Source organism: Catenovulum adriaticum, from assembly GCF_026725475.1.
Classification (GTDB): Bacteria; Pseudomonadota; Gammaproteobacteria; order Enterobacterales; family Alteromonadaceae; genus Catenovulum; species Catenovulum adriaticum.
The window spans coordinates 1325914-1339389 of sequence record NZ_CP109965.1 but is presented as its reverse complement, the minus strand read 5'-3'; the positions used below and the strand labels follow the sequence as shown (position 1 = coordinate 1339389).

Sequence of the window (13476 nt, the reverse complement as noted above, 5' to 3'; positions counted from 1 at the left end):
AGGATGATTTATGAATTATTTTGACCCGCATATCCACATGCTGTCACGCACTACAGATGATTATCAGAACATGGCCGAAGCCGGAATTGTTGGGGTAATTGAACCTGCATTTTGGTTAGGTCAACCACGAACACAAGTTGGTTCATTTATTGATTATTTTGATACATTAATTGGCTGGGAACATTTTAGGGCATCACAATTTGGCATTATGCACTTTTGTACTATGGGGCTAAATCCTAAAGAGTCTAACGATGTTGAACTGGCCGAAGCAGTTATGAAATTATTACCGCGTTACTGTCAAAAAGATAATGTAGTTGGCGTAGGTGAAATTGGTTACGACGACATGACACCAGAAGAAGACAGGTTTTTACTAGAGCAATTAGAACTGGCTAAAAATTTAGAGCTACCAGTGCTGATTCATACGCCACACAGAGACAAAATCAATGGTACCAAACGCACATTAGATGCCATTAAAGAAAGTGGTATCGCCGAAGAAATGGTATTAGTTGATCATTTAAACGAGCAAACACTCCCACTAGTGTTAGAAACAAACTGTTGGCGTGGGCACAGTATTTATCCAAATACTAAAATGTCTGAACCTCGTATGGTTAACTTATTAAAAGAGTACGGCACTGAGAAAATGATAATCAATAGTGCAGCTGATTGGGGCATTAGTGATCCGCTTAAAGTACCTAAAACAGCTAAACATATGCTTGAATCAGGATTTAGTGAAGCCGATGTTGAATTAGTTACTTTTAATAACCCAATTAACTTTTTTGCTCAAAGTGGCCGTATATCAATTGATATGGTGAAAAAACCATTAATTGATCAAACTCAAACCTACAATGATAATAGAGTGACTCGCGGCCAAGATCCTATTATTGAAAAAAACTAACCGCTTATTGAGTTTGTGCGGACTAAATACGCACAAACTCAATTGCCTTAATTTTCATCAATTTGTTATTATTTAAACCGTCTTACTTGCTGACAAATTGATATATTCACTTAATAAACGATCAAATGTAATACTTATGCTGCCCATTAATTTATGGCAATCTCAAGAGCTTGCTTATTGTAGTAATGTTCATCCGGGTACCGAATTAACTCAAGTGCTAGCCAATATTCAAAATTGGTTTAATCCGGTTTTAAAAAAACGCCAGCAAAATTCAATGGCATCCGGTTTATGGCTTGCGTCTCCTGTTGCAAAGCAGCTGGTTAATGATAATGATGCCCTACAAAATTTTGTGAATGTTATTACACAAAACCAACTTGCGCTAACCAGTTTAAATGGTTTTCCGTATGGTAATTTTCACCAAGACATTGTTAAGCAAGCCGTTTATTTGCCTACTTGGGCTGATAAAAAAAGACTTGTGTACACTCAAAATCTTGCAAATATATTAAGCCAAACGATTTGCAAAAAAACGGCAACCCAAATTCAGCTCCAAGGAGAAACACGATACTTAGGCGCAATATCGACCCTGCCCCTAGCATATGCAAAAGAGTGGACCTCACAATTACACCAAATTGCAATTGAACACTTAATTGAGCTGGCGCAATATTTAAAACAACTTGAACAAAACACCCAAGTTAGAATACAAATTGGTTTAGAAATGGAGCCTGATTGTGTTTTTGAATCCAGCCAACAATTAATCGATTTTTTCAAGCAAGATTTGCTGCCCGCTGCAAAAAATAAAGGCTTAGCCGCGCAAGATATTTTAAATTATATTGGCTGCTGTTTTGACACTTGTCACCAAGCGGTAATGCACGAAGATATTCAATTATCGCTTAAAAAAATTCGCGAAGCAGGTATTCAAATTTGTAAAATTCAAATATCTAACGCTATTCACGCAACCCTTAAAAACAAGCACAATATTGAAGCGCTTTGCCAACTATTAAACGATAAAAAATTTCTTCATCAGTGCAAAATAAATCAGTCAAACGTAAACAACAAAACCAACTTAATTCATATAGCTGATTTAAATAGCGCTGAGCTCAATCAAGTTTTAGCGCAAAAACAGCTGCAAGGTGAACCTGAGTTCAGTTGTACTGTACATTATCACGTACCTATTCATCTAAGCCAAATTAAATTAAGTGAAGCTCAGAAAATTAATACAACACAAACTGGCATATTAGCCTGTTTAGATTATTTACAGTCTCAAGCTGATTTTAAGCCTTATCTTGAAATAGAAACTTATACTTGGCTGCAATATTTAACCAGTCAGGCACAAGATTCTTTTGATTTAACACAAGGCTTAAGCGAAGAGTTTTTTTGGTTAGAAGCGCAACTTAACAAACGCAATTTATTAGCAAACAAAATTACATAATAAAGGATTATCACAATGCCATCTCCATTAATCGTTATCAATGTTGTTGGGTTAAGCCCATATATGTTGGGCGACAATACCCCAAATTTAAATAAGTTAATTCAACAAGGCTATCAATCAAAACCATTAAAAGATGTTTTCCCCGCTGTGACCACCACAGCACAAAGCACAATGGTAACTGGTAAAACAGCAGATGAGCATGGCATTGTAGGTAACGGCTGGTATTTTAAAGAGCTAGCCGAAGTTGGCTTTTGGAAACAAGCCAATCAAATTGTGCAAAGCGATAAAATTTGGGATGTGTTAAAACGTGAAATTCCGGAATTTAAAGTTTCAAAATTATTTTGGTGGTACAACATGTACGCCAACGTTGATAACAGCATAACTCCCCGTCCGCATTATTTAGCCGACGGCGGCAAAGTGTTTGACCTTTATTCATCGCCTAATGGCTTACACCAAGGTATTGAAGATAAAATAGGTATCTTTCCATTTTTTAATTTTTGGGGGCCTAAAGCAGGTATAGGCGCGAGCCAATGGATAGGTAAAGCTGCAATCGAAGAATTTAAACAAAATAAACCTGATTTACAGTTAGTTTATTTACCTCATTTAGATTATAACTTACAAAAAATTGGGCCAAATCACCCAGATATCGCCAAAGATATTCAGGCGATAGATGCGGTTGTAGGTAATATCATCTCAGAATTGGCAGCGTTTTCACCTGAGTATCTGATTGTTTCTGAATATGGGATCACGCAAGTGAACCAAGTTATCCCAATTAACCAAATTCTGCGTAAAAACGACTGTATAAAAGTACGTGAAACCAAAGGCTTTGAAAATTTAGACTGTGGTGCTAGTGATGCATTTGCCGTTGCTGATCATCAATGTGCACATATTTATATAAATAAGCCAGAGCGCCTAGCGGAAATTAAAACACTATTATTAGCAACCCCAGGCGTTGAACAGGTATTAGATAAAACGGAGCAGCAAGCCTTGAATATTAACCACGAGCGCAGTGGTGATTTAGTTGCTATTAGTACAAAAGAGGCTTGGTTTAGCTATTATTATTGGCTTGATGATAAAAAAGCCCCTGACTTTGCCCGTACAGTCGATATTCACCGAAAGCCTGGTTATGATCCGGTTGAAATGTATGTTGATCCAAACATCAAATTTCCAACACTTAAAGTCATTGGCAAACTGATTAAGAAAAAACTTGGCTTTAGAATGTTAATGGATGTGATTCCGCTTGACCCTAGCTTGGTTAAAGGCAGTCATGGGCGCTGTGTAGATAACCCAGAGCAAGGACCTATTTTAATTTTACCTGACTCACTGGCTGGCGATAAAGACTATCAAATGACAGATGTGTTTGATTTAATTTACCAACATTTTAAACGCTAAATCAATTGCTAAATTGCTCAATAAATAATAAGTCGCGGGAGAAACCCGCGACTTATTAAAAATAAAGTTATAAAAATACAGTTATAAAAAATAAAAGCTTAGTGGATATCTCGACGATGATTTTGCATATTCGGTAACTGTGTTTTTAATACCTGAGCAACCGGATCTTTAGGGCACTGTTTAATAAAAAACTCATAATCAGCCACAGCTAATTTATCACAATCCATCTGTTGCAATAAAAACCCACGATCTCGTCGCTCATATGGATTATCAGGATCTAGTTCTAGCAACACCTGAGATACCTCAAATGCTTGTTCAAATTCAGCTAACTCAATCAGTTCCGATTTAAATAAATTTAGCAACAGCAAATCAATTTCTTTATTGTCTGCAATGGTCAAATCATTTGGTCCTTTAACCTTGTTGTCATCTTTATTTAATTTGTCCTGACTGCGCAAACCAATATGCTGTTCAACTTCAGACCAGTCTAAACTCATACCAGAATCAGCTTTAATAAATATAAATTGGTTTTCACTTAATGAAACTCTAACCAAGGCGCCCGCTTGCGCCATAACAGGATCCGCGTCAACACCTGCATGTCTGAGCAAATCAACTAAAATAACAGCTAGTAACGGGGTTTCTGCGCAATGAAAAGCCAATGCGCTAGCCATATTGTGCCCCGCATTGTGAGGTTGGTTAACGGATAAACAAAACAGATTATCAAAATAGAAAATATCTAAAATCAGCTGTACTTTATCAATTGTATCGTCAATTCCTTGTAACTTATCTTGCACTTGTGCCACTGTATCATCAAACTTTTTCTGGGCTTGTGAAATGTCGCTAGCAGGTAAAAAAGCGCTTAGTTGCTCAAGCTGTGAATGGACTGGTGAATACAAATTAAACCTCAACAAATACCAAATAAAAGATCAAGTTAGCGTTTAAAAATATAAACAGGCTAAACTTAGATTATGGTGATTATATGGGATTAAAGTAAGCTGAATTCAAGTCAATTGCCAAAAAATTCTCAACAATTGACTTAAAAAGGTAGGCGTTGGTTCTATGATTTTATAAGCTGACGACGTTCAAATTCTCTAATTCGTTCAATATAATGTTGAACGGTTTGGCCTGTTAACAAATTACGTTGACCATCTAATACTTGGCCATCAAATTCAGCTGCTATCTTTTTCGCCGCATTATGCATCATGTTAAAAGTCGCTGTGGAGTCAGCATTCACTGGTAAGCTTAAAAATAATGAAACCCCTTGAGTGGTAAACTGTTCAATATTATCGATATCAAACGTACCAGGATTAAACATATTCGCTAAGCTAAATAATACATCGCCCGATCCAGATTCGTCTTGATGACGATGAAATATATTAAACTCACCAAATTTAAATCCAAGCGTTAATAAAGTAGGTAATAATACTGCGCCCGACATCAACTGGCCTTCTGGCGCAACCACATTTAATATCAAAACTTCTTGTGGTTGGGTTGATGGCTTTTCATCTGAAACCGGCTTTTCAGCGACCGACTCAGCTGCACTTTCACTCGCACCCGCGCTTTGCTCTGTGTTGGCTGATTGAGTAGATGAAGATTCGCGAGCCAATAATTGCTCTGAGATATCAACATCTTCATCATCTGCTGTTATGTCTTGATCTGCTACATTATCTTCTGGCAGATTCATTTGCAATTGAGTCGCTTCTATTTCAGGTTCAACTCGGGTTCTTTGTGTTGCTTTTTTCTCAGGTTTAATCCGATTAATACCGTCTTTAAATGAAAACTTTTTCGTTTTATTCAAACTTTCTTTGAAACCACTTAATTTATCAGTATCAGCTTGGGGTTCTGAACTAGAGAAAACAGATTCGTCTTGTATTTCTGTTTTCTCCGCTTTGTCTGATCCATTATTGCCACCACTAATTACACGAGCTTTTGAGACATATTCAATATCATCATCTGCGCCCATATTTGAATTAGCGTCTAAATCTTCTTCTTTAGGTATCTGCTTATTTTTTCTGACGGTATAAAATCCGTGTACCACTAGCGCAACAATCGCTAATAAGCCTAACACCATAAATACAATTCTTAATTCTTCGGCCATTATTTACCTTTATAAGTTGTTCTAATTTAAGTTATTTTGTTTAGGTTATTCTAATTCTGCTAACTCAATTGCTTTATCGATATCAACCGCAACCATCCTAGACACGCCCGGCTCTTGCATAGTTACCCCAACCAAATGAGTTGCCATTTCCATTGCAATTTTATTGTGTGAAATAAATACAAACTGTACTGATGATGACATTTCTTGAACCAAACGACAAAAGCGTCCTACATTTGCATCATCTAAAGGCGCATCTACTTCATCTAACATACAAAATGGGGCTGGATTTAATCTAAAAATCGCAAATACCAATGATAATGCGGTTAAGGCTTTTTCTCCACCCGAAAGTAAATGTATTGTACTATTTCGTTTGCCCGGAGGTCGAGCCATAATTGACACTCCAGTTTCTAACAAATCATCATCTGTTAATTCAAGCCAAGCTGCCCCACCACCAAACACTTTTGGAAATAATTGTTGAAGATCTTGATTCACCGCTTCAAACGTATTGCTAAATTTGGCTTTGGTTTCACGATCAATTTTTCTGATCGCATCTTCAAGTGTATTTAGAGCCGCAATTAAATCTTGATGTTGCGCATCTAAATAATCTTTACGCTCAGCCTGATGATCGTATTCTTCTATTGCTGCTAAGTTAATAGCACCAAGACGCTTAATAGATTGGCCTGTTTTATCTAATTGAGTTTGCCAATTTTCTTCTTCTGCTTCTGGTGGTAATGTTTCAAGTACGTGTTTTAAACTGGTATTGAGCTCATTCAATACTTCTAAAACTGATTTGGCACGCACCCGATAACCTTCTTGATCCAACGCAAGCTGATTAATTTCATCTTTTAAAGTTTGTTGCTTAGCGAGCAAACTATGTTGGCCTTTTTCAATATCAGCAAGCAAACTTTCTACTTCGGCCAAGTCGTCATTGGCTTGTAATTTTTCTTGTTCTTGCTGTGTTTTTTGTTCAATTAATTCCTGTAGCGATTCGCTTTCAGTTTCTTGAGGTAATTCAATTTCAATCAAACGTTCGGCAATTTCTGCTTGTTCTGTTTCAATATCAACTAATTTATGCTGTGCATTTTCCAAACTCGCTTGATGCGTACTGATTTGATGAGTCAGTTGTTCTAAATTCAATTTAGTTTGGTATTGATTTTGTAACTGGGTTTCTCTTTGTTCACGTAGCGCCGTCAATTTATTTTGAGCGCTTTGGCTGGCAATTTCATCAATTTGATACTCAGATTCAGCCTGTTCCAATGCTTCTTCACTCGCTGCCATTGCATCTTCTAACGCTAATTGCTTTTCAGTTTGAATCTCTATTGAGAGTCTAAGCTCATCAATGTCAAATTCAAGCTGTTGTTTTTGCTCAGCTTGATAATTTAATTTATTTTGTTCCGCATCCCATTGGCTTTGTAACTGATAAATACGTTGTTGAGATTGTGCAAGGCTTTGCTCACATTGTTTTACTTGTAATTGAGCCGCATCTGTTGCTTCAGTTAACCGCTCAATTTCCAAAGAAATTTGCGCTATATTTTGCTGGCTGCTTTGCAATTGTACATTTAAATCGTCTCGTTCTTGTTGCAGTACAAACAAATTATCTTGAGTAGATGCTGCTAACACCTGCCAACCTCTTCCTTGCCAAAATCCATTTTCGCAAATTACAGAGTCAATAGAATCTTGATGTAATAAATCATTAATTACTTGATTATTTATGTTGCCAGATTCAACAATCGCGACTTTAGCTAATATAGATAATATAGGCCAAGGCGCCTCAACTTTATCATCCAAACTTGCATGTTGGGATTTTTCCGCTATTAAAACATTTGATTCAGGCGTTATGTTGCTAACTAAACTCAATGAATGCGCTGGTATTTGTGTACACACGTTAGGCAAATCTTGCTCAATTAAATAGGCTTTTTGCCATTGATTCAACACAGTATCAACCGCGACTTCCCATCCAGGCTGCACCTTAATATGTCCATACAGTTCTGAAACAGATTGAATCCCACACTCTGCAAACCAATGATCTAAGCTACTTTGCTCTGGTTTGGTTTGTTTAGAAATTAACACATTAAGCGAGGCAATTTGTGCTTCAAGCTTTTGCTGCTCGCCAGTTAATCCTTGTTGCTGCAGTTGTTTTGTTCGTAAGTTCGACAGATCAATCTGTAATTGAGCTTCCGACGATGTAATTTGTTCCTGTATTGTTTCGCAACGAGCTTGCGCAATACTCTTTTCTTCTGAAATCTGTTCAAGGTTAACACTTTGTTGTTGATTAAGTTCGGATAACCGGCTTTGTGATACTGCAAGTCTTTGCTGCTCACTGCCAATCAGCTGTTGAGTCGATTGATATTGTTGTTGCTGGGTTTTAACTTGATTATCAAGCTGATGAAACGCTTTAGCTTGCCTTGACAACGCTTGGCTTGCCTGATGGCCGTCTTGTTCTGCAGCTTCAATTTGAATCGCTAACTCCGCTAATTTTTCATCACAAAAGTCTAACTCTGGCGCCAGTGCTTCATATTCAATTTGGCTTTGCTGTAATGCTTGTTCGGCTTCGTTAATACTTTCAAGTAATTGACTTAATATAGCGTCGTTTTTATTTTTTTGTTGAATTAACTGTGTTTTTTGTGCTTTTAAATGCACTAAATTCTGCTCTGCTCGGCTAATAGCTTGTGCATGTTTAAATAGGTTTTGAGTAATGTCTTCTAAAGCCTGGCGAGCTTGAAATTGACGAATACGTAAATTTTGCAGTTGGGCTTCATCGCCCCGTTGATGGCTTGTTAATTGCTCTAGCTCTAGCTTAAGTTGATTCATTTTTTGTTCAAGCTGGTCAGCTTCACCGGTCAATCGCTGCCATTTTAAAACATTCAACTGGGCTTTATAATCACGCTCTTGTTGTTTTAATGCTTTGTAACGTTTTGCTGCGCTGGCCTGGCGTTGCAATTTTTCAAGTTGTTGATTCAACTCTGCAATCACATCTTCTAAACGCTCTAAGTTTTCTCGGGTATGGCGAATTCTATTTTCAGTTTCGCGTCGCCGTTCTTTGTATTTAGAAATACCAGCAGCTTCTTCAATAAACAATCTTAGTTCTTGGGGTTTCGACTCAATTAACCTTGAAATCATCCCCTGCTCAATAATTGAATAAGAGCGTGGTCCCAAGCCTGTACCTAAAAATAGATCGGTAATGTCTTTTTTACGGCACTTGTGGCCGTTTAAAAAATATTGAGAGGTAGGATCGCGATTAACCGAGCGTTTAACTGAAATTTCATTATAATTTGCGTATTCGCCAGCCAAACGCCCTGCACTATTATCAAAAATAAGTTCAATACTGGCTTGTGATACTGGTTTTCTGGCGCTGGAACCATTGAAGATAACATCTGTCATAGCATCACCTCGCAGATTTTTTGCCGAGCTTTCACCCAGCACCCAGCGTACCGCGTCTATAATGTTAGATTTGCCACAGCCATTGGGTCCAACAATAGCCGTCATTTGAGCAGGAAACGGCACCTTAGTGGGATCAACAAATGACTTAAAGCCAGCTAATTTTATTTGTTTTAATCGCATGCTTTTAAAAGACAAATCAGATTTAGAGAATACAGACACAGAACATACCAAAAGCTGACTGAATCCACAATTTAGACTTGGGTAAAATAGCTAAATTGCGGTACATTATTCAAAAATAATGACAGGAGACACTATGAGCGCCGGCATTCGATGCTTTTTAGATGGTTTTTCGTTGATAAACCAAAAAGGGATCAGACGTTTTGTTTACATCCCTATTTTAATTAACTTTGTATTATTTAGTATCACCTTTTGGTGGTTACTAGGACAAACCAGTGCTATTTCTAATTGGGTGATGAACTGGCTGCCCGAATGGCTGTCGTGGTTAACCGCCTTAATTTTGCCTTTTATGATTGTGGGCTTTTTCGTTTTATTTATATTTTTATTCACCAGCTTAGCAAATTTTATTGCTGCGCCATTTCATGGTTTACTGGCCAGTAAAGTAGAAAAAATGCTGGCACCGGCACTCGCAAAAAAAGCAGATGTTGAGTTTAAGTTAAGCGCCGAAATTTCACGCACACTCAAACGAGAATGGCAAAAATTAGCTTATTATATACCTAGAGCGATTGGTTATTTTGTTTTGTTTTTAATTCTGCCAGTTGGTGGGCAAATTATTTGGTTTTTATTTATTGCTTGGATGATGGCAATTCAATACTGTGACTATCCGTTCGATAACCACCAAGTAAGCTTTAGTCAAATGCGTGAACAGTTGTGGCGCAAAAAGTCTGCAACATTTGGCTTTGGTATCATCGTTAGTTTGTTTTCGATGATCCCAATTATTAACTTAATTGTGATGCCTGTTGCGGTTTGCGGCGCCACCAAACTCTGGGTCGAAAGACTGCATAAAGACTAAAAATAAGTGAAAGCTACACAAATACAACACACTAACGAAAGATATTTAGGGTAAATCTGAATATCTTTCGTTTAAACCGTATACCTGGTTAACTCAACACGAAAATAACACAAAATCGACTGCTAACTTTGCCACAATGCGTGCTTCTATGCGTTTACACGCAAACCTATTGTTCGAAATCACGTGCTTTAAAGAAACCGATTAAATCGTCAGTAGCTAAAGTTTTATTCGTGTATTTGGCTTTAGCTTTAACCCTAAGACTCGAATTCGCGAGCGTATTGTATAATGAATAACTATTTTTTAGCTTCGAGTTTATGCTAATTAGCGGGTCAAATATTTAAAACAACGGTATTAAGCCGCTAAATGTAAGCCAATTGATCATTTAATTCATTTTTCTGTCATATTTGTTTGTTTAAATAACTAAAAGCTTGTAGTCTAAGAAACTTAATATAAAAGGAAAATAAATGAAAAGAAGATTAAATACTGGCGCAGCCGGTCGACGTAAAAATATGTTAAAGAAAATTCACACTAAAGTAATCAATCGAAGAAAGTTTTTTGCAAATATGCAGATGGAAGATAACGCACTTTAATGCGTTTCAACCTTCTGTTCTCCCCCACCTCATGTTCATAAATTCACTAATTATATTATCTACCCTTTCTACCCTCTTGACTGATACACCTTGATAAAAACGCACTATGAGTAACCTATACTCTATCAACTTGAACTTTACCATATTGGCGATATCAATTTGCTTGCTGTTATTTGGTTTTGCAGTCATAACAGCCGGATAGTTTGCATTCAACAAATCCAAAATAGACAATCTAAAGATTGCCGAACACAGTTTATAGCCGTGATACTTCAAAATGCATTTGGTGCCTTGTTCACGTATCGCTATTTATTTATATGTCAATATCGTAAAAAAGAACCCGAAGGTTCAGGTTATAGTAGCAGCGATTTTATATAGCGTGAAAACATCATCTATACCTATGCAAAACACTCACCTATAAAAACGCGGGATAAACCCGCTGCTACGGACTAAGCCTATAAAACGCGGGGTAAACCCGCTGCTACGGGCAAGGTTATTTTATCTCCGGCTGAAATCAGTATCTTGAAATAACACGGGTTTATAAACTATCCGCCAGAAGTTATCCAAATATGAGGTTCGGTTAAGCTTTTTTAACCACACTGGTTTTTAATAACATGTCGCCGGCACCATCTACTTTACAGTCAATATCATGATCGCCACTTAAAAACCTTTTGATAGTTGCTTTGGTACCAATTTTAATGACACTCGAGCTCCCTTTTACTTTTAAATCTTTTACCACGGTCACTTTATCCCCTTCTGCTAATGGATTGCCGTTTACATCTTTTAAGCTAATCGCATCTTCGTCAACTTCTGGTTCATTTGGATCCCATTCGTAGGCACATTCAGGACAAATTAGTAAATTTTGATCTGGGTAAACATATTCAGATTCGCATTTTGGGCAATTTGGGGTTTCGCTACTCATTAAAGACTCTTTGATTATTTAAAGGTATATTAAAAATATTGCTATTATACCTTTGCTTTTGCAATCGGCTATCTTTGTTATAAAAAAATAATAAATGAATACGCTAAAATATATAAAATGGAAGGTGTTATTTTTCAAGCATTTGGGCTTTAAGTGCTTTTTTTTGCTGTTTAATTTCAGCTCGTCTGCGTTTAAAAAAAGCAGATAGTTGAGCACTCGCGACATCGCTTAATATACCCGCAGTCGTATCAATTTGATGATTTAACTGTGGATGGTTTACTAAATTTAAAATAGACCCACAAGCACCTGTTTTGGCATCACTCGCGCCGTAAATTAAACGTTTAATTCGGCTATGAACCAATAACCCTGCGCACATAGGACAAGGCTCTAACGTGACATACAAATCACAATCGACCAATCGATAGTTGTTAAGCGCCTGCCCAGCTTTTCGAATGGCCAAAATCTCTGCATGCGCAGAAGCATCATGCAGCTGAATTGATTGATTATAAGCGCTAGCAACCAGTTTGTTATCTTTCACTACAATTGCAGCAACTGGAATTTCATTTTCAGCTTCAGCCTGTTTTGCTAACTCAATTGCCTGCGCCATCCAGTATTTATCAGTTTCTGTATTTTTCATTTTTTAAATTTAGGTTTGTTCGCTACCGCAGGACTCTCTAACAATTAAAGTAGCTGGCGTTAAGCTGGCTTTAACTTCTAAGTTATGAATTAAATTAATCAAAGCATCAACCAACATTTCACCAGCTAAGCGGGTATTTTGTTGGATGGTAGTTAATGGTGGGTTGGCAAAATGCGCAATTGGAATATCATCAAAGCCAACAATAGAAACATCGGTAGGAATTGTTAATCCATGGGCTTTTATCGCTCGTATTCCGCCAATCGCAATTAAATCCGATGCGCAAATAACTGCATCAAATTTTATTTTTTGCTCAAACGCTTGCTGAGCTGCTTGATAGCCAGATTCTTCTGTGGATATAGCATCTAATTGTGCGTTATCTCGAATACGTAAGCCTGCTTCTTTTAACGCTTGGCAATACCCCTGATAACGAGCTCTAAATTCAGGGCTATTATCTGAAGCGCCACCTAAAAATATAAAGTCTTTGCGCCCCAGTTTTATCAGATGCTGGGTGGCCATATAACCGCCTTGGTAATTATCGCAGCCAAATGAAACACCAGGTTGGTTTTCAGCTACTGAACCATAGCGCACAAAATGTGTGCCTTGTTCATATAGTTTTTCTAGCTTTTCTTCATAATCTAGGTAATCGCCGTAACCCAGTAAAATAATGCCGTCGGCTTTTGAAGCATCTTCATAATCAGCATGCCAGTCATCGCTAAGCTGTTGAAATGAAATTAATAAATCATAACCTTTTTTAGCCGCAGCGCGGGTAATACTACCAAGCATAGATAGAAAGAAAGGGTTAATTAAAGAATCATCCATTGTTGGATCTTCAAATAGCAACAACGCCAACGTACCCGTATGCTGCGAGCGCAAGTTACTCGCATTTTTATCTACTTTATAATTAAGCTCTTTAGCGATAGCATGAATTTTATGCCGCGTTTCTTCATTTACCAACGGGCTATTACGCAAAGCCCTAGAGACTGTTGATTGCGAAACCCCAGCTTTATAAGCAATATCAAACGAAGTCGCTTTGTATTTCATTGGCTTGACCTAATAAACTAAACGAAATCCTAAATATTAAAGGTATATTAAGGCATATATTTTAAAG

At 37.3% G+C, this 13476-nt stretch carries 11 protein-coding genes; 5 read left to right on the top strand and 6 right to left on the bottom strand.

The annotated features are described in order from the left end of the window. Positions 1-10 precede the first annotated feature (10 nt). The 3 genes from OLW01_RS06055 (at position 11) to OLW01_RS06045 (ending at position 3716) form a co-directional block, all read left to right on the top strand. Complete coding sequence (locus OLW01_RS06055; protein WP_268075834.1) at positions 11-895, top strand: TatD family hydrolase; 885 nt, start codon at positions 11-13, stop codon at positions 893-895. A gap of 136 nt (positions 896-1031) precedes the next feature. Continuing rightward, a complete protein-coding gene (gene eboE / locus OLW01_RS06050) occupies positions 1032-2324 on the top strand; it encodes a metabolite traffic protein EboE (RefSeq protein WP_268075833.1) in 1293 nt (430 codons plus the stop codon). Between the two features lie 15 nt (positions 2325-2339). Further along, entirely contained in the window at positions 2340-3716 is a 1377-nt protein-coding gene (locus OLW01_RS06045; RefSeq protein ID WP_268075832.1) for an alkaline phosphatase family protein, read from the top strand. A 98-nt stretch (positions 3717-3814) separates the two neighbouring features. Here OLW01_RS06045 and OLW01_RS06040 read toward each other — a convergent pair whose 3' ends face one another. From OLW01_RS06040 to smc, 3 genes are all read right to left on the bottom strand, one after another. After that, the gene (locus tag OLW01_RS06040) at positions 3815-4609 is read right to left on the bottom strand and encodes a tetratricopeptide repeat protein (protein WP_268075831.1); all 795 of its coding nucleotides are present in this window, start codon (positions 4607-4609) and stop codon (positions 3815-3817) included. A gap of 161 nt (positions 4610-4770) precedes the next feature. Continuing rightward, a complete protein-coding gene (gene zipA, locus OLW01_RS06035; protein WP_268075830.1) occupies positions 4771-5811 on the bottom strand; it encodes a cell division protein ZipA in 1041 nt (346 codons plus the stop codon). 45 nt (positions 5812-5856) lie between these two features. After that, complete coding sequence (gene smc / locus OLW01_RS06030) at positions 5857-9372, bottom strand: chromosome segregation protein SMC (RefSeq protein WP_428980183.1); 3516 nt, start codon at positions 9370-9372, stop codon at positions 5857-5859. Between the two features lie 133 nt (positions 9373-9505). Between smc and cysZ the strand changes: the two genes are divergently transcribed. Continuing rightward, complete coding sequence (cysZ, locus tag OLW01_RS06025; protein WP_268075828.1) at positions 9506-10222, top strand: sulfate transporter CysZ; 717 nt, start codon at positions 9506-9508, stop codon at positions 10220-10222. A gap of 464 nt (positions 10223-10686) precedes the next feature. Then, positions 10687-10812 (top strand): hypothetical protein, encoded by a 126-nt coding sequence (locus tag OLW01_RS06020; RefSeq protein WP_268075827.1) that lies wholly within the window; start codon positions 10687-10689, stop codon positions 10810-10812. A 577-nt stretch (positions 10813-11389) separates the two neighbouring features. Here OLW01_RS06020 and OLW01_RS06015 read toward each other — a convergent pair. The 3 genes from OLW01_RS06015 to OLW01_RS06005 all read right to left on the bottom strand — a co-directional run bounded on the left by OLW01_RS06015 (position 11390) and on the right by OLW01_RS06005 (position 13409). Continuing rightward, positions 11390-11731 (bottom strand): zinc ribbon domain-containing protein YjdM, encoded by a 342-nt coding sequence (locus tag OLW01_RS06015; protein WP_268075826.1) that lies wholly within the window; start codon positions 11729-11731, stop codon positions 11390-11392. Between the two features lie 127 nt (positions 11732-11858). Continuing rightward, positions 11859-12368, bottom strand: a complete 510-nt coding sequence (tadA, locus tag OLW01_RS06010; protein ID WP_268075825.1) for a tRNA adenosine(34) deaminase TadA — start codon at positions 12366-12368, stop codon at positions 11859-11861. 9 nt (positions 12369-12377) lie between these two features. Continuing rightward, positions 12378-13409, bottom strand: a complete 1032-nt coding sequence (locus OLW01_RS06005) for a LacI family DNA-binding transcriptional regulator (protein ID WP_268075824.1) — start codon at positions 13407-13409, stop codon at positions 12378-12380. Positions 13410-13476: the final 67 nt, after the last annotated feature.

Coding starts and splice junctions, on each gene's coding strand:
- tadA (WP_268075825.1), bottom strand. CDS start 12,368: ATGAAAAATACAGAAACTGATAAATACTGGATGGCGCAGGCAATTGAG.
- OLW01_RS06045 (WP_268075832.1), top strand. CDS start 2,340: ATGCCATCTCCATTAATCGTTATCAATGTTGTTGGGTTAAGCCCATAT.
- cysZ (WP_268075828.1), top strand. CDS start 9,506: ATGAGCGCCGGCATTCGATGCTTTTTAGATGGTTTTTCGTTGATAAAC.
- OLW01_RS06020 (WP_268075827.1), top strand. CDS start 10,687: ATGAAAAGAAGATTAAATACTGGCGCAGCCGGTCGACGTAAAAATATG.
- eboE (WP_268075833.1), top strand. CDS start 1,032: ATGCTGCCCATTAATTTATGGCAATCTCAAGAGCTTGCTTATTGTAGT.
- smc (WP_428980183.1), bottom strand. CDS start 9,372: ATGCGATTAAAACAAATAAAATTAGCTGGCTTTAAGTCATTTGTTGAT.
- OLW01_RS06055 (WP_268075834.1), top strand. CDS start 11: ATGAATTATTTTGACCCGCATATCCACATGCTGTCACGCACTACAGAT.
- OLW01_RS06015 (WP_268075826.1), bottom strand. CDS start 11,731: ATGAGTAGCGAAACCCCAAATTGCCCAAAATGCGAATCTGAATATGTT.
- zipA (WP_268075830.1), bottom strand. CDS start 5,811: ATGGCCGAAGAATTAAGAATTGTATTTATGGTGTTAGGCTTATTAGCG.
- OLW01_RS06005 (WP_268075824.1), bottom strand. CDS start 13,409: ATGAAATACAAAGCGACTTCGTTTGATATTGCTTATAAAGCTGGGGTT.